Here is a 21,793-nt window from a genome sequence, read left to right as displayed (position 1 = left end):
TCGGATTGCGATGGCTCAGTGGGCAGCGGCATTGACGTCCGCGTGTGCGACAGCGCCGGACCGGACACCCCACCGGGTGAGGATCCGGGAGTAGGTGCCGTCGTCGATCAGCTTCTGCACGGCGCGCTGTACGGCTTCGGTGAGTCGCCCGTCCCCCTTGGGCACGACGATGCCCGAGGGGTCGACGGCATAGGCGGTTCCGAGCTGCTCGATCCGGCCGCGGGACTGTTTGACGGCGTAGGCGACGACTGAGGAGTCGGAGATCATGGCGTCGTCGCGACCGGCCACGAGTGCGGTCGTGACGTCCGTCTGCAATTCGAAGCGGTGGCCGTCGCCGGGGATGGCCGGCCGTCGGTGGGCTTCACACTCCGGGTTGCGCCGGTTCTTGATGTCGTCGGCGGAGACACTCCCGGTCTGGACGGCGACCTTCACACCGCACAGGCGGTCGGGGTCGATTCCCTTGGGGTTCCCCTTGTTGACCGCGACCGCCAGGCCTGCGGAGAAGTAGGTGACCATGTCGACCGACTTCTCACGCTCCTTGGTAGCCGTGAAGGAAGACATGCTCATGTCGTACTTCCCGGCCTGGATGCCCCCGATGATCCCGTCGAACTTGGCGTCCTGGAAACGTGCCCGCAGACCCAGCTTGCCGGCGATCGCCTTGCCCAGATCGACGTCCACGCCCACGATGGTCCCGTCGGGTTCCTTGTACTCCATGGGTGCGTAAGAGGCGTCGGTGGCGATGGTGAGGGTGCCGGACTTTTTCAGGTGCGCTGGGAGGGCCGACGCCAGCCCGGCGTCGGCCTCCACCCTGACGGGGCTGCCGGCGGAAGTGGGGCCGGAAACCGGGCGGCATCCGGTGACCAGTACGGATCCAGTGATGATCAGAGCTGCCGTCCACGTGCTGTACGTTCCGGTGGTCGTCACGGGCATGGTGTGTACTCCCGTTGGGGGCCGGTTGGGTTCAGTCGAGCCAGGGCAGGCGGAGACTGCTGCGTCATCCGTCGGAGAGGACAGCGCGGAACTGGGCGAGAGCATGGTTGATTTCGTCCTTCTCGATCACCAGAGGCGGCGCGATCCGGATCGTGCTGCCATGGGTGTCCTTGACCAGGACGCCGCGCCGAAGCAGGGCCTCGGCCACCTCGCGGCCGCTCCCGAACCGCGGGGCTATGTCGATTCCGGCCCACAGCCCCCGGCCGCGCACCGCGGTGATCGCTCCGCTGCCGCTCAATGAGGACAGTTCGCGGAGCAAGTGGTCCCCGAGTTCGGCGGCGCGCCGCTGGTACTCGCCCGTCCGCAGCATGGCGATGACCTCCAGGGCCACGGCGCAGGCAAGAGGGTTGCCGCCGAAAGTCGATCCGTGGCTGCCCGGGGTGAACACCCCGAGCACCTCCCGCGAGGCGACCACGGCGGAGACCGGGACCACACCGCCGCCGAGAGCCTTGCCGAGCACGTACATGTCCGGTACGACGCCTTCGTGCTCACAGGCGAACGTCGTGCCGGTGCGGCCGAGGCCGGACTGGATCTCATCGGCGATGAACAACGCCCCGCGTTCAGCGGTGATCCGGCGGACGGCCGCCAGGTACCCGGCCGGCGGCACCAGAACCCCGGCCTCACCCTGAATGGGCTCCAGCAGGACCGCAACCGTGCGGTCGTTCACGGCGTCGGCCAGCGCAGCCACGTCACCGAACGGGACCACGTCGAACCCTGGGGCATAGGGTCCGAAGCCCTCCCGGGCTGCCGGGTCGTCGGAGAAGCCGACGATGGTCGTGGTGCGACCGTGGAAGTTCCCGGCCGCGACGACGATCCTGGCCTGGTCGGCGGGTACGCCCTTGACCTGGTAGCCCCAGCGTCGCGCCGTTTTGATCGCTGTCTCCACCGCCTCGGCGCCGGTGTTCATCGGCAGCACCATGTCCTTGGCGCACAGCTCCGCCAGTTCGCTGCAGAAGTCGGCGAAACGGTGGTGGTGAAAGGCTCGTGAAGTGAGGGTGACCCGGTCCAGTTGATCTTTCGCTGCGGCGATGAGACGCGGGTGGCGGTGACCGAAGTTCAGGGCGGAGTAGCCGGACAACAAGTCGAGGTACCGGTGCCCGTCGACATCGGTCAGCCAGGCCCCCTCGCCGGAGGCTACGACGACCGGGAGCGGACGGTACGTCGGGGCGCTGCTCACTTCCGCGGCGGCCATCAGCGCGGCACCGCCCGGGACGAACTGTTCGGACATGGGTTCTCCGTACCTGTGTGGTGGCTGGTTCTTTGACAGCAGAGTCAAAGATAGAGATGCGCCCCACGTCAAGGGTGTGACCTCGCTCTTATTTTATTTCTCGTACCCGCCAGTTAAATAATCCGGTAGGCTGCGGTGCATGGCCCGCCCGAAGAACCAGACCGCTCGCCGCGAGCAGCTCATCCGAGCCGCCAGCCGCGCCATCAGTACCCAGGGGCTGGCCCGGCTCAAGGTCTCCGGTATCGCCGACAGCGCCGGCGTCACCCGCGGCTCCGTGCACTACTACTTCAGCGATCTCTCGGAGCTGCTCGTCCAAGTCCACAAGCGCGCGCTGGAGCGGTTCTTCACTCAGCGGGCGGCGGTGACCCAGGATCTGCCGGACGCCCGGGACCAGCTCGTCGAGTCGATCCGTCGCGGCATCCCGGACGGTCCTGACGACGAGCTCGCCGTGGTGCTGTGCGAATTCAACACCGCCATCCGGGACGAGCCGCTCTACTCGACCCTGGCGCAGAGCCGGTACGACCGGCAGGTCGTGATGTACAGAGCCATCCTCGACGTCGGCGTCGCCCAGGGCCACTTCCAGCTCTCCGAGCCCGCTGTCGACGTTGCTTCCAACATCGTTTCGCTGGAGGACTCGTATCTGCTGCACATCGTCTCGCGCAACGATTCACTGCCGCCGCGACGGGCCTTCGAACTCATCCTGAGCTACGCCCGGACGGCGACCGGCTGCCCTGAAGTCACCCCGGACCGCGTCTCGACCGGTCCGTCCTGATCCGGGCCGGCGCCCTTGGCCTGACGCAATATCCGGTGCGTTCATTGAGGGGATCGGCGGTCCAGGCCCCCACCGGGTGCTCGGCCGGAGGCAGCCACAGCTGGGACGCTGCGTGCCGGTGGCCTTGGCCTGCTCGCTCTTCCCGGTGGAAGCGCCCGCTGGGCCAGGCAACCTGAAGGAATGGGAACGGCGGCCGCTGGTAGAGCCCGATGGTGCTGCCGAAAAAGCAGGGCATCGCGGTCACTGACTCGATCCTCGCCTTCGGCGGCGGTATCCGACCGACTGGCAGCCCCGCCGCTGGACGCGGCCGGGGGAGGGGACGTGGAGGTGACCTTCCGTCGTGTCCCGGGCAAGGGCGTGCCGGCTGGCCGCGGTGTCTGCGTCGCAGTCAGGTCGGGTCGGGTCGGCCCGAAGGCCACGTCGCCCGGGTAGGCCTCCCTTCGGCGGGGGCTTCGTCCTCACCGAGCGGACGGCGAAACCATCCTGATGCGCGGTAAGGAATCCGCCATGCGAGATGGAATCCAGCAAGCGTTGACGAGGGCTGTACGCGCTGCCATCCTTCTGTACGTGAGCCAATCCGAGAATTTCGTCGTGCGTCTGCACGTCGATCTGCGACGCCAAGCCAGCGCCATCTGTGCCGTTGGCCGCTGAGTCGGTCGCGCTCGACTCTCTCACTCTTCTTCCCGCTCGGCACTCGAAGGTTTCCGCTGCCCTGTAGCGCGGTGATATCCGCCTTCGTCGTCCGTTTCTTCCGCCTTCCTCGAATCTCCCTCATGAGGTGACGAGGAAAGGCCGCACGGTGCCATCTGCTCGCCCGTGCGCGGATTTCTCGGACCGTGCTGTGCGGTTATTCGGCCCGCCCTTCACGTCGCCTTCCGCAAGGGACCCTTTCATGCCTGCAGCTCGTTCCAGACGACAATTCATGACCCTCCTCGGCGCCTCGGCCGCAGCGGTGAGCTGCGGCAGGTCCGCGGGCAGCTCATCCGGGAAGCAGGCCCGAAAACTCCGGTACCAGGGATGGGCGGGCCAGGTCATCGTGCCGGAGCTCGCCGAGGACCTGGGATATCTGGGTGATGTGAAGCTGGACTGGGTCGGCAACACGATCAGCGGTCCCCAGGACATCCAGTCCGCGGCCACCGGACAGATCGACTTCGGAGGAGCCTTCAACGGCGCGGTCGTCAAACTGGCCGCGAACGGCGCCCCCATCACGTCCGTCATCAGCTACTACGGATCCGACAAGCACGCGTACAACGGCTTTTACGTACTGGAGGACGGCCCGATCCGATCGGCTCGCGACCTCATCGGAAAGAAAGTCGGAATGAATACCCTCGGAGCCCACTCCGAGGCGATGCTCGACATCTATCTCAAGCGCCATGGACTGTCCCAGGGAGATATCCACAAGGTGCAGCCCCTGGTGGTGCCGCCGGTCAACACCGAACAGTCCCTGCGCCAACGCCAGATCCAGGTGGGCGTACTCGGGGACATCCTCCGGGACAAGGCCCTGGCCACCGGCGGACTCCGTCCACTGTTCACCGACTACCAGCTGCTCGGGGCGTTCAGCGCCGGAACGTATGTGATGACCGATCGCTTCCTGCAGCAGAACCCCGATACGGCCGCGGCCTTTGTCACCGGTGTGGCCCGGGCCATCGAGTGGGCCCGCAGAACGCCGCGCGAGGAGGTGATCGCACGGATGGAGGAGATCGTGAAGAAGCGCGGCCGCAAGGAGGACGCCACTCCCCTGAAGTACTGGAAGTCCTTCGGCGTCGCCGAGACCGGCGGCCGGATCACCGACCAGCAGCTCCGGTTGTGGGTCGACTGGCTCGCGGAGCGCGGCGACATCAAGCGGGAGAAGGTCAAGGTGTCCGGCCTCTACACCAACGAATTCAACGAGTACCGCCGGTCGAGCTCGTCGCCCGGCGCCTCGGCCCCCTCGGCGACGAAGACCCGGAGCTGATCCCATGACCGTCAAAATCGCCTTTGAGCAGGTCCGCAAGTCGTTCCCCGTGCAGGGTTCGGCGGGTAACCGTCAGGCCACCGAGCTGACCGCCCTGGACGGAATCGACCTGGAGATCTCCGCGGGTGAGTTCGTGGTGGTCGTCGGGCCCAGCGGATGCGGCAAGTCCACGCTGCTGGACCTGCTCGGCGGCCTCACCCGGCCCACGAGCGGGCGGATTCTCCTCGACGGAGAGCCGGTCACCGGCCCCGGCCTCGACCGTGGCATCGTCTTCCAGCAGTACGCCCTGCTGCCGTGGCGCACGGCCCGGGGCAACGTCGAATTCGGCCTGGAGGCCACCGGAGTACCCCGGCGCGAGCGCGCCGAACGCGCCAGGGAGTACCTGGAGCTGGTGGGCCTGGCCGGATTCGAGGACCGGCACCCGCATGAGCTCTCCGGCGGGATGCGGCAGCGGGTGGCGATCGCTCGCAGTCTCGCCTACGACCCGGATGTGCTCCTCATGGACGAGCCGTTCGCCGCCCTGGACGCCCAGACCCGGGAACTGTTGCAGAACGAACTCCTGCGGATCTGGGAACGGACCGGCAAGACGGTCGTCTTCATCACCCACGGCATCGAGGAAGCGGTCTACCTCGGGCAGCGGGTGGCCGTCATGACCTCCCGGCCGGGAGTGGTCAAAGAGGTCGTACCGATCACGCTCGACGGCCGCACCGCTGCGGACGACGTGCGTTCGAGCCCGGAGTTCGCGCGCCACCGGCATGAGATCTGGAGTCTCCTGCACGACGAAGTGGCCCGCGCCCAGCAGCTGGAGAAGGAGCGTGTCCCGGCATGAGCAGCGCCACCGGCACAACCACCGGGATCGCGGCCCCCACCGCCCCCGGCCCGGCTCCCCGGTCCACCGGCGGGCCACGCACCCCGAACCTCACGGACCCTCCGGCACCTGACGGACGCCGACGGAGGGCGACACCCCTCACAGACCGGGCCCGCGCTGTCGCTCGCCGACTGCCCGGCCTGCTGGTGCGCGGCCTCACCAAGACAGCGGCGATCGCCGCACTCCTGGCCGTCTGGGAGGTCGCACCCCGCGCCGGCCTGGTGGACCGCACGTTCCTGCCGCCCTTCAGCGAGGTGGCCGGCGCCTGGTGGGAGCTGCTGTCGGACGGGCAGCTGGCCGACAACGGCCGGACCAGCCTGGCGCGTTCGTTCACCGGGTTCGGTCTGGCGGTCGTCATCGGCGTACCTCTCGGTCTGCTGATCGGCAGATACCGGGTGGTGGCGGATCTGTTGGGGCCGCTGCTCGAGATCTTCCGCAACACCGCCGCCCTGGCGCTGCTACCCGTGTTCGTCCTGCTGCTGGGGATCGGCGAGACGTCCAAGATCTCCATCGTGTTCTACGCCTGCACCTGGCCGATCCTCCTCAACACCATCAGCGCCGTGCGCCAGGTGGACCCCACGCTGCTCAAGCTGGCGAGGTCCGTGGACCTGTCCGCCCCCCGGCTGTTCCAGAAGGTCATCCTGCCCGCGTCCATACCGACGATCTTCACGGGGATCCGGCTGGCCGGAGCCTATTCCGTCCTGGTGCTGGTGGCGGCGGAGATGGTCGGGGCCAAGGCAGGGCTCGGCTATCTGATCAACACCTCCCAGTACAACTTCGCGATCCCGCAGATGTACGCCGGGATCGTCACCATCTCCGTCATCGGCGTCACCTTCAACCAACTGCTCGTGGCCGTGGAACGCCGTCTCAGCTCCTGGCGCGTTCCCGAACAGAGCTGACGGTGCCCCCGGCGCCCCTGCCCGGGCGCCAGGACGACTCCCGGGCCCGCTTCCCGTGCGAGGCGAGCCTTCCGTCCGAAGCCCTGGTCCTGCCCCTCACCCTTCGACGACCCCACGCTGCACGACGTGGGCTCCCCGCCCCGCACGGGGCAGCTCGGCAGCCACCGCCGCCCCATTGGCCGGGGGCGCGGCCGGACACCCGCGCCCCGCCGCACCCCGCGCCGGGCGCGGAACCACCCCTCACCACCCAGCACCCCTGAGGACACCACCGAAAGGAACAGCCCCCATGACGACCAGCACCGGATTCGACATCCGCAGGATCGGCGGCCGGATCGGCGCCGAGGTCCTCGGCGCCGACCTCTCCGAGACCCTCGACCCCGCGATCGTCTCCGACATCAACACCGCGCTCCTGGAGCACAAGGCGCTCATCTTCCGCGACCAGCACCTGGACGACGCCGCCCAGCTCCGCTTCGCCTCCCTCTTCGGAGAGCTGACCACCGCGCACCCCACGGTGCCGTCCGTCGAGGAACAGCCCAGCATCCTGCCGGTCGACGCCGAGGAGGGCATCCGCGCCAACCACTGGCACACCGACGTCACCTTCGTCCGTACACCACCGAAGGTGTCCACCCTGCGCGGCATCGTGGTCCCGCCCTACGGCGGCAACACGCTCATCGCCGGCTCGGCCGCCGCCTACCGGGACCTGCCCCAGCCGCTGCGCGAACTGGCCGACAAGCTGTGGGCCGTCCACACCAACGACTACGACTACGCCGCCCCCAAGAACGACAAGGCGGCCGAGCACCGCAAGCGCTTCGTCTCCCGCAAGTACCGCACCGCCCACCCCGTTGTCCGCGTCCACCCCGAGACCGGCGAACGCGGCCTGTTCATCGGTGGGTTCGCCCAGAGCCTCATCGGCCTCGGCCCGTCCGAGTCCCGCGATCTGCTGCGGATCCTCCAGTCCTATGTCATCCGCCCGGAGAACATCGTGCGGGTCGCCTGGTCCCCGGGCGACGTGGTGCTCTTCGACAACCGCATCACCCAGCACTACGCCCCCGACGACTACGGCGACCTGCCGCGTCTGCTGCACCGGGTGACGGTCGCCGGCGACGTCCCGGTCGGTGTGGACGGCGAGCGCAGCTACGTCCTCGAGGGAGACGAGGCCGGCCACTACACCCCGGCAGTCGCCTGACGAACTGTCCCCCCTCGGCACCATGAGGGCGCCCGACCGGTGTGCACCGGCCGCACACCGGGCGGGCCGCCCACATGCGCCGCATCAGGCCCCCCGGTGTCCTGGCGACGACCTTGCGCCGACGTTCTCCTCCTCGTCACGCCGGACGACGGATCGGAGCGCCGTGCGTTCCGGGTTCGCGTTCCATAGGTGATGCCCTTCGCTGAACGAATGATCTCTATGCTGACGGCATGTTCGACATACCTCTTTCGGCACTGGAAGTCGCGATGGTCCAGACGGGCACCCGGGCCCTGGACACACTGCGCGACACCGCCCCCTTCGCTCAGGAGCTGGAACGGCTGGGCTATCACCGGATCTGGTACGCCGAGCACCACCACTCGCCCGCGATCGGTGCGTTCCCTCCCGTGGTGCTGGCCGCGCACGCTGCCGCCACGACCTCGGTGATCCGCCTCGGCTCAGGCGGCGTGCTGGCCCCCAACCACGCCCCCATCACACTGGCCGAGCAGTTCGGAACGCTGGCAGGCCTGCACCAGGACCGTATCGACGTGGGTGTCGGCCGCGGTCCCGGCACCTTCGACGAGGCCACCGCACGGGCACTTCGCCGCGGAGCGGGACCGGCGACGGACGCGGAGTACCGGGACGACGTGGCAGCGGTCCTGTCGTACCTGGTCCACGAAGTCGCGCTCGGCCCGCTGCCCGAACCGTGGCTGCTGGCCTCCAGTCCCGCGGGCGCCGCTCTCGCCGCGGAACTCGGCCTCTCGGTCGCCGTCGCACATCACATCCGGCCGGAGAACACCCACGCGGTCCTGGACCGTTACCGCTCGGCGTTCACCCCGTCCCGCTGGTGCGCGCAACCACGGGTGCTGGTCTGCGTGGAAGCGGTGTGCGCCGAAACGGAGGAAGAGGCCGCGTGGCGCGTCGGCCCCATGGACGTCGTCAAAGCCGGGCTCCTCAAAGGACTGAGCGAGACGCCCTTCCCCACGCCCGCCGCCGCGGCCGCCCACCCGTTCACGGCGGGGGAGCGGCAGGCGCTGGCTGGCTTCCGTGCGCAGCAGGCCGTCGGGACACCCGAGACCGTCGTCCACCGGCTCTCCCGACTGGCCGCCGAGACGGGAGCGGACGAGCTGATGCTGACCACCCCCGTCCACGACCTCCGCGACCGCATCCGTTCCTACGAACTCATCAAGGAGTACACCGGGACGACGACAGCACCGTAGGAACAATGGCGAAAGACCCTGGTGCGGCCGGGTCCCCGCCATGGCACTGTCCTTCCATGGTGACTTCGACATGTGGGCGGCGCGGACGGACTGCCGCCGTAGCCGTGCTTCTGAGCACTGCTTCCTTATCCTTGACAGCCTGTGGTGAACAGAGCGGTACAGAGGCCGTGGCCGGGGCCCCGAGCCCGTCCGCGAGTGCCGACACCCCGGGCGCCTCCCCCTATGTGGAGCCCGGAGTCGTCGATGGCGCCCCGCACAACGGCGACAACAACGCCTACCGCCGCCCGGGCGCCATGTCCCCAGCCGGCGCGAAGGCCGCACAGAAGGAAGCCGACCGCATCGAGCCCGTACTCGAGCGGCTGTGGAAACAGAGGACGTGGGACCCGAGCAGCGTGCGTGCCGCGCTGCTCGGGCTCGGGTACGAGGAGGAACGGACGGGGCCGAAGGGGGAGCGGCGCGGCGGGACACTCACCGTGCGGGAGATGCACACCCGCTCCGAAGACGGCGACACCGTCACACCCGAAGGCGCCCTGGTCGGCCTGCGCGTCCACGACGACGCCTGCGTGACGGCATTCGTGCAGAAGACCAACTATCAGGTCGAGGTCAACGGCCCGTTCATGGAAACCGGCTGCCTCGAGCCGCCCTCCGGCCACTGACGCACCCGGCCACCTCCGCCGGATACGCAGCGGCCGTCGTCGGCCGGCCGGAGTCAGGTGCCGGTGACGCGGACCGGATTGGCGTCATTGCCCTCGGTGCTCAACAGCACCACTGTGGAGGCGGGGCCGAGGCCCAGAGCGGTGCGTCGCACATCGGCGCCCTCGCCCCGGAGCGCGGCACGGACACCGGCCAGCGGGGCGGCGCCGCACGGGCCGGGGGAGAGGCCGAGAGCGGTCAGGCCAGCGGCGGCGCGGTCGCTGTCGGCGTCGGTGACGGCGACAGCGGCATCCAGCCCGTCGCGCAGGTGGGGCCAGGCGAGACTGGAGGGAGTGCCGCAGTTCAGCCCGGCCATGGTGGTCTCGCCGGTGGTCACGCTGACCGGTTCGCCGCACAGGAGGCTGTCGAGGACGCACGAGGCGGCCCTCGGCTCGACCGACAGCAGCGCCGTTGCCGGCTCCGCGGCGCGGCTGCGGTAGTGGGTGACGACGGCCTGGGCCAGGGATCCCACCCCGACCGGGACGGCGACCAGACCGGGCGGACCGGCGTCGGCCGCCGCGAGCTGCTCGTCGATCTCGGCGCAGAGAGTGGAGTAGCCCTCGACGATCCAGCCCGGAATCCGCTCGTAACCCGGCCAGGCGGTGTCCTGGACCAGTACCGCCCCCGGTGCGGCGGCAGCTTCGGCCGCCTGCCGCACGGCCGTGTCGTAGGTTCCCGCGACCAGTGTGACCTCGGCCTGCTCGGCGGAGATCGCCGCCGAGGCCCGGGGATGCACCCCCTCCGCGACGAATACGTGAGCGCGCAGACCGAGCCGGCGTGCCGTCCGGGCCACGGCCCGCCCGTGGTTGCCGTCGGTCGCGGTCACCAGCGTCACCGGACCGGGCGCGGCGCCGTCGCCGGCCTTCGACCGCTCGGCGAGAACACGGTGCACCGCCCACGACGCCCCCAGCGCCTTGAACGCGGGCAGCCCCAGCCGGGAGGACTCGTCCTTGACGAAGAGCCGTCCAACCCCCAGCTCATCGGCGAGTACGGGGAGTTCGATCAACGGGGTCGGCGCGTAGTCGGGCAACGAAGCGTGGAAGTCCCGCACCGCGGCAGGGGCGGGCGGACAACTCCAGGTCCGGGCGGCGGGGCGTGCGAACCACGGCAAGGTGCGGCTGTCAGAGGTCTCCGGCGTCATACGGACAGCGTGCGCCGCACCCGTCCCTTCGGGCCGGCGCATGTGTCCAAGGACACCGGCGCATGTGTCCAAGGACATTGCGCATGGGCCGCTCGGATCTTCCCGTCGTGTCGAGCGGGGGAGCAGGGGAGCAGGCTAAATCACCGGAAGGCCCCGTACGCGCTCCGCTTACGATCGACAGTATGATGATCGACACGTTCGGTCCGCGTTGACCGGTGTCCATCGCCCTGGTGATGATCTGGTGCGAGGGCCGGATCATTGATGCTCCCGCTCCACTTGTCGGCCTGGACGGGGGCAGTTCGGTGAACCAGACACTCAAGTGGCGGCAAGCACCGCCGTTTTGTGGAGATGCCCTGCCCTCTGACGGCCCCGGACGGCCAGGCCGGTATCACCAGGAAATGCGATGCGGGGCGATTCGCGCTCTCTTTCCTCCCGAGGCGTGAAACGGTACTTCGCTGTGCATCATTCTTCCTTGTGCCAGCGCTCGGCAGGAGCAGAAACTAGTCGTGCCCGGCGCGAGCTGAAGTCTCCACCCGCCCCGGATGTCGCCGCATTTCTCATGGGCGCATTTCCCGTCGGCGTTTCTTCCGTGCCGACGCGTGCCTGCTGACAAGACCAAGGGGAAAGTCATGGCAGCGATTGCCGGTACGGGACATCGAACGGCCCACTGTCGGAGAGGATGCGGAGGCATGGCAGACATGACGGAACACATGGGCGATGGCATCGTTCCTGGCGACCCGTGGGCGGGGGTGGATGCGGACCGGCTCGCGAAGGCAGCCATACAGCAGGGCGAGCGCCCGGTGCCGGGCGTGCAGGACATGGCGTCCTACCTGGCCGCCCAGGTCTCCGACACCGCTCACCGGGAGGTGATGGGCCCCCTCCTGGACGGCCGGGGAGCCTGCGGGCTCATCGTGCGGCGGGGCGCGGTGCTGGCCTCCTGGGGAGATCCGGAACGTGCGGAGATGGCCTACAGCGCCACCAAGAGCGTCCTGTCGCTGGTGGCAGGTCTGGCTTTCGACGACGGGCTGCTCCGCCTGGACGAGCCGGTCTGCCGGGCGGTGTCCCTGCCCCACTTCGCCGACGCGCACGGGCAAAGGATCACTTGGCGCCACCTGCTGGACCAGACCAGTCAGTGGGAGGGGGAACTGTGGTCCAAGCCCACCTGGGTCGACGCCCAGAGCACACGCGAGGGCACGGAGTCGGCCGGCGGCCCGCCCGGAGAAGGATGGGCCTACAACGACGTGCGGGTGAACCTGACCGCCCTCGCCCTCACCGTCCTGCTGCGCCGGCCGCTGCCCGAGGTGCTCGGTGAGCGCATCATGGAACCGATCGGTGCCTCGTCCACCTGGTCCTGGCACGGCTATGCCGACTCCCTCGTGGAGTTGGACGGCCGGAAGGTCCCCGTCGTCTCCGGCGGCGCACACTGGGGCGGCGGCCTGTGGATCAGCGCCCTCGACCTGGCCCGCATCGGACAGCTCTGTCTCCGAGGCGGGCAGTGGGGGGACCACCGGCTGCTCTCCACCCGCTGGATCGATGCGATGTGGCAGCCCTGCCCGGTCAAGCCCAACTACGGGCTGTCGTGGTGGCTCAACGACGACCGCACCGTCTGGCCCCAGGCCCCCGCGACCGGCCGCTGCGCCCGCGGCAACGGCGGCAACCACCTCTTGTGGGTCGACCCCGCCCGGGACCTGGTCGTGAGCTCACGCTGGGGAGCGGAGGTCGAATCACTCCTCACCGAGGCGTCCCACGCCATCGAGCCGACACCGGCGGCCTGAGACCGCCCTGCCCCGGCGTCTGCGGGTGTACCGGACGGCCCGGGCCGTCGTCGAATGGCCGGACTCAGCGTCCTCACCGCCGAGCAGGTGAGGCGCTGGATTCTCTGTGCGTGACCCAGCGGCGTGGGTTCTGCAGGGCCGTCATCGCGGGCCCTTCCGATGGACCAGCACCGCGATGCCGATGAGGGCCGCGACGCACAGGATGGTGGTGCCCAGGCCTGCGGCCCAGATGCCGGGCCACTGCTCGTTGACCCAGCCGCTCTCCCCGATCCCCGTAGCGCGTGTCGCGTGGCGGCGCTTGGGCGGCAACGCCGTCAGCGCGAGCATGCACGAGAGTACTGTCCCGCCGCCGCAGGCCGCGGCGCCCGTTGCCCATGTCAGCGCACGGAGGCGTTCGGTCTTCCAGCGTGAGGCGGCCTTCGCCGCCGCGATGGCGGCGGCGGTCAGTGAGCACGGCAGCAGCAGCCCGACGGTAACGGCGAATCCGTAGCCGCCGCCGGGCCAGTGCGGGGCGATGTCACCCCACGCCGACTCGCCCACCACGAGTGCGGCGACAACGAAGGCGAGGAAACCCACGACCATCCCCAGCAGGGCCAGGCAGCCCCCCAGGGACATCCGCTCCGCCGACTGCGCTGCCTTGCCGCCGCGTGGTCCTGCAGGCGGTACGGGGAGCGAACTCGCACTGGCCCTCCGCCGTTTCGGCTTCGCCGACCCACCCATGCCCTGCCCGCCTGCCTTCCGTCTCTTGTCGTTCCCCCGCGGGAACGCAGGTACGACGATGCCGCTGCACACCCTGTGCGATGGTAAGTGGTCGAACAATTGGCTTCTCCAGAACGGGCTTGAACTGCGTGCAGTCCGCACACTGTCCAGGGGTGAGGACCAGGGACAGCGGACGACAGCGGCCGCCCGCGCTCAGGTGGAGCTTGGTGGTGAACCCGCCACGCGAGCGGCCCAGGCCCTCACCTCCCTCACCACCTCCACCAGCCGGCCGTGAAGGCTCTGCAACGGCCTCTCGTCCTGGTGTTCTGCCGTTTCGGCCCCCTTTGAAACAGGAGCCGGCGGCAGGTCTGTGCGGGCACCGGCTGCGTGCTGATGCGCACGCATGACCGTGGAGTCGACCGAGATGTCCCAGTCGATCTCACCCGCGGCATGAGCCTCGGCCTGGACCTGCTGCAACAGCCGTTCCCAGGTGCCATCGGCCGACCACAACCGGTGCCGTTCATAGACGGTCTACCAAGGGCCGAACCGTTCGGGCAGGTCACGCCACTGCACACCGGTCCGCACCCGATGCAGAATCCCGTCGATGACCTGCCGGTGATCCCGCCACCGGTCGCAACGCCTGTTGCTCACTGGCAGGAACGGCCGCAGCCGTTCCCAGTCCGCATCGCTCAGATCACCCCGCCCCATTTTTGCCGATATCCCTGTACGAAGTGCGCAGCGTCCCCAGTGGCCGCGGGCAGTAGGTCAGCAATGGGTTCTCCTTGAGTCATCGTGGCGTGAACAGTCAGTCCGCTACAGGCTCAAGCCGCCGCCCTCGGCCGGTGGCTTCACGCCTTCCCAAGCCGCCGTTCATGAAATCGCTGTCCCGGACAGACGCTTGACCAGCCCGGACACCACGAGTCTGTCCGGGACATCCCGCCCTCATTGCCTTGCCCGGTTGGGGACCGCAGGCTTTTCCCGACCAACTCAGCCAGCAGGCACACACCTCCTGTGCTCACTACAAACGCCTGCGGGCGGGCACTCTCTCCCGGGGCGGAATCGGAGGTTCATTCCAGTGAAACTGCGTGGATCACGGAAACCATCGCTTGCTCTGTGTGCGATCGCGGCTGCGACGACGATGCTCCTTGCATCTCCGGCAAGCGCCGGCACATGGACCAACTCCATCTCCACCAGTTGGGGCTACATGTCGGGATACATCTCGCACGGCGCGCCATCCAACACGGGATGTTCGTACGCGAAGGTCAACAGCGCGCAGGGTCGCCTCCTGGAAGACAAGGTGCGGGACCTGTACGGCGTCATCGGCTACCTGCAGTACACCGACTGCGCCACCGGGCAGATCAAACACAAGAAGATTGGCCTGGCCGTCAACAGCAAGGTCTCCCTAGACACCAGTCCCGTTTACAACGCCAAGCTTCCCAGATTCATGATGTGCAAATGGACGGAAGATGGCGGCGGCTGGATCGATTGCCGAACCTGAAACCGGAGGACAACGTGAAAGCCAAGATCTTTAAGACGTTCACCGCACTCGGCATCGCCGTAGCTACACTCCTCCTCACCACGACATCAGCCCACGCCTACTCCCGCTGGTTCGGCTTGTACACGGGAGACACGGGACTGTTCACCGGAGGATGGGGACAGGGGCGCCTGCACAGCAGCGCCGACGACTTCTCTCGCTGCTCCACACTGTGGGTGGCCGAAGGACGGATCTGGGACCAAGACGCGGACGGACATGGCGTAATCGCCTGGCTCGCCTACACCGACTGCGCCACCGGGGAGCGGAAGTACTTCAAACTCGGCAGCGTAGGGGGTGACGGGAACGACGCCCCGCTGACCACCGCTTCCGTCTACAACGCCAAGCACCCCACCATCATGATGTGCCTCTACAAGGGAACATCGCAGATGAAGTCCTGCGCATCCAGTTGGTAGCGCGCCACCACTCAAGCCGCCTCGGCAGGAGGGTAGTTCCGGCCGGACAGTCGCGAGCCACGGCAATCCTCACGCATGAGGGAAGTCGTGGCTCGCTTCCTATTCAGCGCTGGCGGGGGTATCCCCTCCCGCGCCGGGACGCCTTCCACTGCCATCCTCCTCGACACCACCTGCACCGCAACCAAAATCGCCACCCTGCTGCGCACCTGGCCTGCCGGCACCTGACAGTAGTGTGGCCCGGCCCGGGCGCGTGAGGAGCTTCAGCACGGAGCGGAGCGCTGACGCCGGCACGGTGCCCTTCGCATCCGCTTCTGGAACAGCGGCACCATGCTGACCTCCTTCTAGGCCTGGACATCGGCCGCTCCGGCACCAACCGCCGACTCCTCCCCGACCAAGACTGACAATGCGCGACTACGTTGCGATTCGCCAAGCCGACGCCGCAGCCCTGGACGGCGACAGCTGCGATCCCGCAGCGCCGCCCTACCGCTCCACGCGGTGGAACGAGGCGGCAAGGCCCGATTCGCAACAGATCCTAGGTGGCTGGTTGCGCGCGAATGACCAGCACGTCGAGGTGCTTCTCGTCAGGTCACACGGGCATGCCAGCCCATTCTGCGAGCGTGACAAGGAGGTTGAGAGCACGTCGGGGGCGCACGCCGCCAGGGGGAAGCCCTCCGGGCCTTCGGCAAGGTAAGTCAGCGTCGCGCGGGCGGCGGCTTCGGCATCAGCAATGTGCTGGCCGGCCACGACAGGAACAGGTTTGCCGGTACCGGAGACGAAGGCCTCGGTAAGCAGGAGGTTGGCTTCTCCGGCGGTGAAGCGCTGGGACTGAGTGGTCGCGATCGCCCGTGGAGCGAGGGTGTGCAGGCGGGAGAGAATCCAAGCGGTCTGGGCGACTCCAGTGGCCAAGGCTCCGGCACCAGCACCGGCCGACCAGGGCCGGTTGCCCTCCCCGGTGCGTGCCCGGCCCAGCCAGTGCCACTCATCGCTTCTCGGTCCCGGGACTGGGACGGCCATGGGTGCCTCCACGGCCAGGACCGTGCGTCCGTCCTCTGCCAGAGAGCGAGCCAGAGCCTGAACGGCTCCCTCCGGGTCTTCCCCCATGGGAAAGTACGGAGCGTTCCGCCGAGTCGACGGCTGCCCAGGCGAACTTGGACGGCGATCTCACCGAGCCAATGTCCACACCTACGACACGCATTTGAATCCGATCCTCTCCGTCAAGCCACCGGCATACCCAGCGCTTGTCTGGTGGTCGCTGCCTCCAATGCTCGTTGAACCTGGCCCTACGCAGGCAGGGATCGTTCTCATTCACCTTCGTGGGAAACCCCAAGACCCATGAGGCACAGGCCGCTCAGCCGACCCGGATGGCGATCGAACGGGTTCAGGCAGTGCAGTCCAGAACGTCCTGACGACGTGAGCTCATCCGTCCGTCTACGCCCGCAGGTTCCAGACCCCTCTGCGGATGCGGGCCGGTGTCGCTTGTTCGGCGAGGCCGATTCTCCCAAGGGCTGCCGGAGCGCCAGCGGCCGGGCGAGGCGGAGCTGGGTGTGGGCGGCGATGACGAGCCAGATCCAGCGGCGTAACCCCGCGGCGACATCGGCGACGGCGAGGGCGCCGTTCACGCAGGGCGACTCCCGGTGAGGAACTCGGCGGTGCCGGTCACCTCCAAGGCGCGGGAGACGCCGGTTGGAGCCGACTATGCAGGATGAAGCGCACCTCGGCGTGGGCAGCTTCACGCCGTGGCCACAGCAGGGTATTGCTCCCGGAGGAGTCGTGAGCGTCACCTCCTCCAAGTCGATCCGAACGGCCGTTGGGTGGGCGTCCAGGCAGAATCGCAGCGACCCGGCTCTGGCTCCGATCACGAACCGCCGGGTACGCCGTAGGCGGTTTCTTGGATAGATGCTCGTATCCCGGCGACACTCTAGGCAATTTGACTAGAGTGCGGGCATGACTGGGAAGACCATCCCGATCCTGCCCTGCCATGCGATCCAGCCGGTGGTCGACTTTTACGCCGCGCTGGGCTTCGAGACGACCTTCCGTCAGAAGAGTCCCTATCCCTACGCCGTTGTCGAGCGTGGCCCTGTCCAGCTGCAGTTCAGCGGCATCAAGGGGTACGACCCAGTGGGGTCCTACTCCGCCTGCTACATCGTCACGGATGACGTGGACGAGATGTATGCGACGTTCCGTGAGGGGCTCAAGGCGGCATACGGGAAGATCCCCACCCGCGGGCTGCCGCGCATCGGGCCACTGAAGGACATGTCCTACGGCATGCGGCAGTTCCTGATGACCGACCCCGGCGGCAACAGCATCCGCGTCGGCCAGCAGATCAGTGAGGACCAGAGACTCCGGCCGGTACCCGAGGAAACCTTCGCACGGGCAGTGCACATAGCCGATCTATTCGTCGACTCCAAGGAGGATCTGCCGGGCGCCGCGAAGGTCATCGACCACGCACTGCGGTCGGAGGACAAGCGCCCCACCCCCGCACAGTATCTGCGCCTGCTGGTGCTGCGGGGGGACATCGCGCAGCGGCTCGGCGACGACGCCCTCGCTGCGCGGCTGCTGACGCAGGCCGCTGAACTCCAGCTCACCGGGGAGGAAAGGGCGTCGGCCTCCGAGAGTTTGGCGCGGCTCGCCGAGCTACGGTCTTAGCGTGTGTCCGGTGAGCCACCCATAACCCGCCGGACAGTCCCCAGCCGTGGCATGTCCCGCCAGCCGAGACCGTGGCGGCCGCGGTTCCTGCCCGGTTCTCCGACCGGGGCAGTCTGCCCCGGTCGGCCGGAGGGGCCGGCGGGATCAGGAGGGCGAGAGCACCATGGGCTACTGCGGCGAGATCGCGGAGAACAAAGGCCTACCGGGCCGTGGGCGGTGAGGTGGTCGGCGAGCGCGGTGAGTTCGGCCGGAATGGTGACCTTGCCAGGCTCGCCGGTTCGTACACTGACGAGGGTGGGGGACCATACGGCTACCAGGATCGATGCACGTTCGGCACCCGCCTTGCGTCGGTACGTCGGCTCGTATGTCGGTTTCGACCTTCGCGGGTTCCCGGCGGGGGTGCACTGCGGTCCGCCGGGCCGCGTGCTCACTGCGGTGATCAGCCTGTCCGACCCTTTGGAGGTGGCGGCGGGCGTCGACGACCGGTCACCGGTCACCCGATTCGCCAGCGTGGCCGGCGGTCTGATGTGCCGGTCCGTCGCGATCCACCACGACGGACGTCAGCAAGGCGTGAAGGTGTCGCTGACACCGCTCGGGGCCCGGGCCGTCTACGGCATGCCCGCCGCTGCGCTCGCCCACCGACTGGTCCCACTCGACGAGCTTCTCGGAGCGCTTGGCATCGAGCTGGTCGACCGGCTCCGAGCGGCGACGACATGGGCCGCACGGTTCGCCGCGCTGGACGAGTTGCTCCTGCGAGCCGTCGGCCGCGCCGCCGGCGTCGACCGCGTGCCCCGGGTGCGCCCCGAGGTGGCCGAGGCATGGCGCCGTCTCGTCACCGCGCGGGGCCGCGTCCAGGTTGGGGCGGTCGCCGCAGAGCTGGGCTGGAGCCGTCGGTACCTCACCGAGCGGTTTCGCGGTGAGGTGGGCCTGTCGCCGAAGACCTTCGCCCGCGTTCTGCGCTTCGAGCACGCGCACGAACTGGCGACGGCGCACGACCCGCTCCCGTGGGCCGATGCGGCGACCGTCTCCGGCTACGCCGACCAGGCCCATCTCGTACGGGACTGGCGCGAGTTCATAGGCCGATCGCCGACGGCCTGGCGTCGCGGCGAAGTCCTCCTCGGGAGTGGGTAGTCGCCAACTGGCTGCCCATCGCGTCCGCTTCCGTTCCCATTTCTTCAAGACCACCCGATCGCCGTCCTGTGACGATCGTCGGCATGAGACTCGTCAACCACGAACGCAGCGCCATCGACCTGCGGACAACCCCCGTGCACCTCGGGCTGGGATCGACAGCGAAACCCATCGAGGGCTTCGCATGGGACCCGGAGGTGCTCCAGGCCTACAGCGCCGCGGTCGCGGCGGACGGCGCCGAGGGCCGGATAGTGATGATCTTCGAAGGCGACGGCCCCGGCGACCATTGGGAGCGCCACCCCGCCGGCGACGAACTGGTCGTCTGCCTCAGCGGGTCGGTGACGGTCACCCGCGACATGGACGGGGTGCCCGACCGCGTTGTGCTCGGGCCGGGCGAGGCCACCGTCAACCCGGCCGGGGCATGGCACGCGGTCGACATGGCAGGGCCCGCGTCCATCCTGACCATCACCGCCGGCCTCGGCACCGACCACCGTCCCCGCACCGACGCCCGCGCGACCGAACACGTCGGCACGCCCGGCCCGCAAACGCCGTGACGACACGCGTCGCGTGCTTCGGCGACAGCCTCACCCGCGCGCAGCTCAGCGTCGACTACCTCAACTTTCTCGAACGACGCCACCCTCCCGGCGCCGTGCAGCTCGCCCGCTTCGGCGCCAACGGCGACTTCGCCTACAACCTCTCGCGGCGCCTCGATGCCGTCGTCGCGGACCCGCCCGACGTGATCACCGTGTTGATCGGGACCAACGACGCCCGAGCGAGCCTCGCCGGCTACCCCGTCGAGCGGGCCATGAAGCGCAAAAAACTCCCCAAGCGCCCGTCGGCCGGCTGGTTCCAGCAGTGCCTGGGAGCCGTTGTCGAACGACTGCAAACGGAGACCGACGCGACGATCGGTCTGCTGTCGCTCCCGGTCCTCGGCCAACAACTCGACGGAGCGGCGGCGCAGGCATCGCAGGCGTACAGCCGGTTGATCGCCGAGGTCGCCACCACCAACGAGGCGACCTACCTCCCACTCCACGAACGCCAGACCGAGGAACTACGCCAAGCGGACCCACCGCAGATCCCGTACCGGGAGCCGACGCCCGCGGCGAGCATCGGCATCCTCATCCGGCACACCGTGCTGCGCCGCAGCCTCGACACGATCTCGCGGCGCCGAGGTCTCGTACTCACGACCGACCACATCCACCAGAACAGCCGCGGCGCCGCCCTTGTCGCCGAGGCCATCGACACCTGTCTGCCGACCCAGAGCGCGTAGACGGCGTCGACGCCGGGGCGGGCAAAGCGTTCCAGCGAGCGGACGGAGGCGCGGAGCGGGCCAGGAGCATAGGGGTAGAGGTGCCGCCCTCGGCGACCGCTGCGCGACGACGATCCCGCCTTCGTGAAGAAGACCGCCAAGGAGATCGGCGACGTCACTCTCCGGCGCGGATCACCGACCACGCCCTGGGGCTGGCCACTTTACCCACGGCTCGTTCCTGCGCGTCGTACACATCGGTCTGTACCACGACGGAGGAGCTGGAACGCGATCTGGGACGAGATCATCCAGGCCCTCGGAACCGACTGGGACGGCTACACCTTCGTCTCCTCCGTCGGCTGGGCCGCCTGACCCACCCCGCACACGCACGAACGGCCCGGAGCCACTCCAATTGACTCCGGGCCGTTCGCCATCACGGTAACCGAACGGGCGCATCCTCGTGCCGCCGCCGGAGCCACGCCTCCGGCGCTGACGAGGCCCCTCTTGCCCCTGATGGAGGTCAGTTGCCGATCTCGGCCCATCCATAGTCGAGCGAAGAGTTCACCGAGGTGCAGTACGCGTAGGACCAGGTGCCGCTGCCGACCCGCTTCCACTGGCCAGGCACGGTCCGGCCGTTCTTGCACTTCGCCATGGCCCGGAAGTAGCGGTTGCCGTCCGCGTAGCTGCAGTAGGCGCCGAACGTGTTGGAGTCCGGCCACGACTGACAGTTGGGCGCTGCGTTCGCCACGCTCGCGGAAGCCTCCGCCGGTGCGGCGGAGGCGGCGTTCGCGGCCATGGGCTGCACCGCCAGTACGGCGAGGAGGGCACTGCCCGTGAGGATGCGTCGGATGTTCACAGTTTCTCCCTGGTCTCGTTCATGGACTCGTCGCCGTGCCGGCGACAGGACTGTGCGGCCCTACGCTGCGGGGTCTCTCCTTGTTGAGACCGCCTCGGCGCTGACAGTGGCAGCTCTTCGGGCGACGTTCCACGAGTTGACCGTGTCCCGGACAACCTGGAGGTTGTCCGGGCTGGTCAGGGCCTTGTCCGGATTGCCTCCCGGACAGCGGGGACATGGCGAAATCGGTCTTCTCGCTCGCGGACGGGGGCTCGGGCTCAGTCCCGAGCGGCGTGCCGAGGTACTTGCTTCCCAGGCCGACCGTCAACCCCATGACCCGGGGCACTGTCACTCCGTGGTCCGCAGGTAGATGCGAGCGAAGCGGACCGGAATCGGGGGCGTTGGAATCCGGTACGGGAGGAACCTTGACCGACCTGCACGAACCGCTGGAACCGCTGGAGAGCTACCCCGACGCACTGCCCCCGCACCGCCAGCGCGGCGAGGTGAACCTGGTGGGCCTGCTCAACGTCTGGGACGACACCACGCGCCGGGAAATCGTCGAAGACGGC

21 protein-coding genes and 1 pseudogene are annotated in these 21,793 nt (G+C 68.6%); 16 read left to right on the top strand and 6 right to left on the bottom strand.

The annotated features are described in order from the left end of the window. Nucleotides 1-15: 15 nt before the first annotated feature. Together AC3EQ1_RS06910 and rocD are read right to left on the bottom strand one after the other, a co-directional pair. Nucleotides 16-930 (bottom strand): ABC transporter substrate-binding protein, encoded by a 915-nt coding sequence (locus AC3EQ1_RS06910; protein WP_432093390.1) that lies wholly within the window; start codon nt 928-930, stop codon nt 16-18. A 64-nt stretch (nt 931-994) separates the two neighbouring features. After that, nucleotides 995-2,218, bottom strand: a complete 1,224-nt coding sequence (rocD, locus tag AC3EQ1_RS06905; protein ID WP_432093389.1) for an ornithine--oxo-acid transaminase — start codon at nt 2,216-2,218, stop codon at nt 995-997. A gap of 139 nt (nt 2,219-2,357) precedes the next feature. On the opposite strand from rocD, the gene AC3EQ1_RS06900 reads away from it, so the two are divergent. From AC3EQ1_RS06900 to AC3EQ1_RS06865, 8 genes are all read left to right on the top strand, one after another. After that, complete coding sequence (locus tag AC3EQ1_RS06900; RefSeq protein WP_432093388.1) at nt 2,358-2,990, top strand: TetR/AcrR family transcriptional regulator; 633 nt, start codon at nt 2,358-2,360, stop codon at nt 2,988-2,990. Between the two features lie 486 nt (nt 2,991-3,476). Continuing rightward, nucleotides 3,477-3,641 (top strand): putative leader peptide, encoded by a 165-nt coding sequence (locus tag AC3EQ1_RS06895; RefSeq protein WP_432093387.1) that lies wholly within the window; start codon nt 3,477-3,479, stop codon nt 3,639-3,641. A gap of 241 nt (nt 3,642-3,882) precedes the next feature. Further along, complete coding sequence (locus AC3EQ1_RS06890; RefSeq protein WP_488187146.1) at nt 3,883-4,944, top strand: ABC transporter substrate-binding protein; 1,062 nt, start codon at nt 3,883-3,885, stop codon at nt 4,942-4,944. Between the two features lie 4 nt (nt 4,945-4,948). After that, complete coding sequence (locus AC3EQ1_RS06885) at nt 4,949-5,773, top strand: ABC transporter ATP-binding protein (RefSeq protein ID WP_432093385.1); 825 nt, start codon at nt 4,949-4,951, stop codon at nt 5,771-5,773. After that, nucleotides 5,770-6,711: an ABC transporter permease gene (locus tag AC3EQ1_RS06880; RefSeq protein WP_432093384.1), complete on the top strand. Its 942-nt coding sequence runs from the start codon at nt 5,770-5,772 to the stop codon at nt 6,709-6,711. The genes AC3EQ1_RS06885 and AC3EQ1_RS06880 overlap by 4 nt, the downstream gene beginning before the upstream one ends. A 286-nt stretch (nt 6,712-6,997) precedes the next feature. Next, a complete protein-coding gene (locus AC3EQ1_RS06875; RefSeq protein WP_432093383.1) occupies nt 6,998-7,897 on the top strand; it encodes a TauD/TfdA dioxygenase family protein in 900 nt (299 codons plus the stop codon). Between the two features lie 230 nt (nt 7,898-8,127). Next, nucleotides 8,128-9,114: an MsnO8 family LLM class oxidoreductase gene (locus AC3EQ1_RS06870; RefSeq protein ID WP_432093382.1), complete on the top strand. Its 987-nt coding sequence runs from the start codon at nt 8,128-8,130 to the stop codon at nt 9,112-9,114. Between the two features lie 167 nt (nt 9,115-9,281). After that, nucleotides 9,282-9,770, top strand: coding sequence for a hypothetical protein (locus tag AC3EQ1_RS06865; protein WP_432093381.1), 489 nt, complete (start codon nt 9,282-9,284; stop codon nt 9,768-9,770). 53 nt (nt 9,771-9,823) lie between these two features. Here AC3EQ1_RS06865 and AC3EQ1_RS06860 read toward each other — a convergent pair whose 3' ends face one another. Further along, nucleotides 9,824-10,948: a diaminopropionate ammonia-lyase gene (locus tag AC3EQ1_RS06860; protein WP_432093380.1), complete on the bottom strand. Its 1,125-nt coding sequence runs from the start codon at nt 10,946-10,948 to the stop codon at nt 9,824-9,826. A gap of 689 nt (nt 10,949-11,637) precedes the next feature. Between AC3EQ1_RS06860 and AC3EQ1_RS06855 the strand changes: the two genes are divergently transcribed. Beyond that, entirely contained in the window at nt 11,638-12,723 is a 1,086-nt protein-coding gene (locus AC3EQ1_RS06855; RefSeq protein WP_432093379.1) for a serine hydrolase domain-containing protein, read from the top strand. A gap of 141 nt (nt 12,724-12,864) precedes the next feature. Here the strand turns inward: AC3EQ1_RS06855 and AC3EQ1_RS06850 are convergent, their stop codons facing one another. Then, nucleotides 12,865-13,338 (bottom strand): hypothetical protein, encoded by a 474-nt coding sequence (locus AC3EQ1_RS06850; RefSeq protein ID WP_432093518.1) that lies wholly within the window; start codon nt 13,336-13,338, stop codon nt 12,865-12,867. Between the two features lie 211 nt (nt 13,339-13,549). Beyond that, nucleotides 13,550-14,130: pseudogene (locus AC3EQ1_RS06845) on the bottom strand (IS5 family transposase); the annotation flags it as partial. 367 nt (nt 14,131-14,497) lie between these two features. On the opposite strand from AC3EQ1_RS06845, the gene AC3EQ1_RS06840 reads away from it, so the two are divergent. The 7 genes from AC3EQ1_RS06840 to AC3EQ1_RS06810 all read left to right on the top strand — a co-directional run bounded on the left by AC3EQ1_RS06840 (nt 14,498) and on the right by AC3EQ1_RS06810 (nt 20,761). Continuing rightward, nucleotides 14,498-14,920, top strand: coding sequence for a hypothetical protein (locus AC3EQ1_RS06840; RefSeq protein WP_432093378.1), 423 nt, complete (start codon nt 14,498-14,500; stop codon nt 14,918-14,920). Continuing rightward, on the top strand, nt 14,878-15,369 hold the full coding sequence (locus AC3EQ1_RS06835; RefSeq protein ID WP_432093377.1) for a hypothetical protein: 492 nt from the start codon (nt 14,878-14,880) through the stop codon (nt 15,367-15,369). The genes AC3EQ1_RS06840 and AC3EQ1_RS06835 overlap by 43 nt, the downstream gene beginning before the upstream one ends. 1,944 nt (nt 15,370-17,313) lie before the next feature. Next, complete coding sequence (locus AC3EQ1_RS06830) at nt 17,314-18,015, top strand: bleomycin resistance protein (protein ID WP_432093376.1); 702 nt, start codon at nt 17,314-17,316, stop codon at nt 18,013-18,015. A gap of 294 nt (nt 18,016-18,309) precedes the next feature. Further along, nucleotides 18,310-19,146, top strand: a complete 837-nt coding sequence (locus tag AC3EQ1_RS06825) for an AraC family transcriptional regulator (RefSeq protein ID WP_432093375.1) — start codon at nt 18,310-18,312, stop codon at nt 19,144-19,146. An 83-nt stretch (nt 19,147-19,229) separates the two neighbouring features. Beyond that, nucleotides 19,230-19,697, top strand: a complete 468-nt coding sequence (locus tag AC3EQ1_RS06820) for a cupin domain-containing protein (RefSeq protein ID WP_432093374.1) — start codon at nt 19,230-19,232, stop codon at nt 19,695-19,697. Then, the gene (locus AC3EQ1_RS06815) at nt 19,694-20,413 is read left to right on the top strand and encodes an SGNH/GDSL hydrolase family protein (protein ID WP_432093373.1); all 720 of its coding nucleotides are present in this window, start codon (nt 19,694-19,696) and stop codon (nt 20,411-20,413) included. Before AC3EQ1_RS06820 ends, AC3EQ1_RS06815 begins: the two co-directional genes overlap by 4 nt. A 123-nt stretch (nt 20,414-20,536) precedes the next feature. Then, nucleotides 20,537-20,761: a hypothetical protein gene (locus AC3EQ1_RS06810; protein ID WP_432093372.1), complete on the top strand. Its 225-nt coding sequence runs from the start codon at nt 20,537-20,539 to the stop codon at nt 20,759-20,761. Between the two features lie 148 nt (nt 20,762-20,909). On the opposite strand, the gene AC3EQ1_RS06805 is transcribed toward AC3EQ1_RS06810, so the two are convergent. After that, complete coding sequence (locus AC3EQ1_RS06805) at nt 20,910-21,245, bottom strand: hypothetical protein (RefSeq protein ID WP_432093371.1); 336 nt, start codon at nt 21,243-21,245, stop codon at nt 20,910-20,912. Between the last annotated feature and the right edge of the window lie 548 nt (nt 21,246-21,793).

The sequence above is a fragment of the Streptomyces sp. bgisy100 genome, from assembly GCF_057709105.1.
This window is presented reverse-complemented; position numbering and strand designations above follow the sequence as displayed.

Bases quoted from the DNA above. Each gene is read 5' to 3' on its own strand.
- AC3EQ1_RS06910 (WP_432093390.1), bottom strand. From the start codon at position 930: ATGCCCGTGACGACCACCGGAACGTACAGCACGTGGACGGCAGCTCTG.
- rocD (WP_432093389.1), bottom strand. From the start codon at position 2,218: ATGTCCGAACAGTTCGTCCCGGGCGGTGCCGCGCTGATGGCCGCCGCG.
- AC3EQ1_RS06900 (WP_432093388.1), top strand. From the start codon at position 2,358: ATGGCCCGCCCGAAGAACCAGACCGCTCGCCGCGAGCAGCTCATCCGA.
- AC3EQ1_RS06895 (WP_432093387.1), top strand. From the start codon at position 3,477: ATGCGCGGTAAGGAATCCGCCATGCGAGATGGAATCCAGCAAGCGTTG.
- AC3EQ1_RS06890 (WP_488187146.1), top strand. From the start codon at position 3,883: ATGCCTGCAGCTCGTTCCAGACGACAATTCATGACCCTCCTCGGCGCC.
- AC3EQ1_RS06885 (WP_432093385.1), top strand. From the start codon at position 4,949: ATGACCGTCAAAATCGCCTTTGAGCAGGTCCGCAAGTCGTTCCCCGTG.
- AC3EQ1_RS06880 (WP_432093384.1), top strand. From the start codon at position 5,770: ATGAGCAGCGCCACCGGCACAACCACCGGGATCGCGGCCCCCACCGCC.
- AC3EQ1_RS06875 (WP_432093383.1), top strand. From the start codon at position 6,998: ATGACGACCAGCACCGGATTCGACATCCGCAGGATCGGCGGCCGGATC.
- AC3EQ1_RS06870 (WP_432093382.1), top strand. From the start codon at position 8,128: ATGTTCGACATACCTCTTTCGGCACTGGAAGTCGCGATGGTCCAGACG.
- AC3EQ1_RS06860 (WP_432093380.1), bottom strand. From the start codon at position 10,948: ATGACGCCGGAGACCTCTGACAGCCGCACCTTGCCGTGGTTCGCACGC.
- AC3EQ1_RS06855 (WP_432093379.1), top strand. From the start codon at position 11,638: ATGGCAGACATGACGGAACACATGGGCGATGGCATCGTTCCTGGCGAC.
- AC3EQ1_RS06850 (WP_432093518.1), bottom strand. From the start codon at position 13,338: ATGTCCCTGGGGGGCTGCCTGGCCCTGCTGGGGATGGTCGTGGGTTTC.
- AC3EQ1_RS06835 (WP_432093377.1), top strand. From the start codon at position 14,878: ATGGACGGAAGATGGCGGCGGCTGGATCGATTGCCGAACCTGAAACCG.
- AC3EQ1_RS06830 (WP_432093376.1), top strand. From the start codon at position 17,314: ATGACTGGGAAGACCATCCCGATCCTGCCCTGCCATGCGATCCAGCCG.
- AC3EQ1_RS06820 (WP_432093374.1), top strand. From the start codon at position 19,230: ATGAGACTCGTCAACCACGAACGCAGCGCCATCGACCTGCGGACAACC.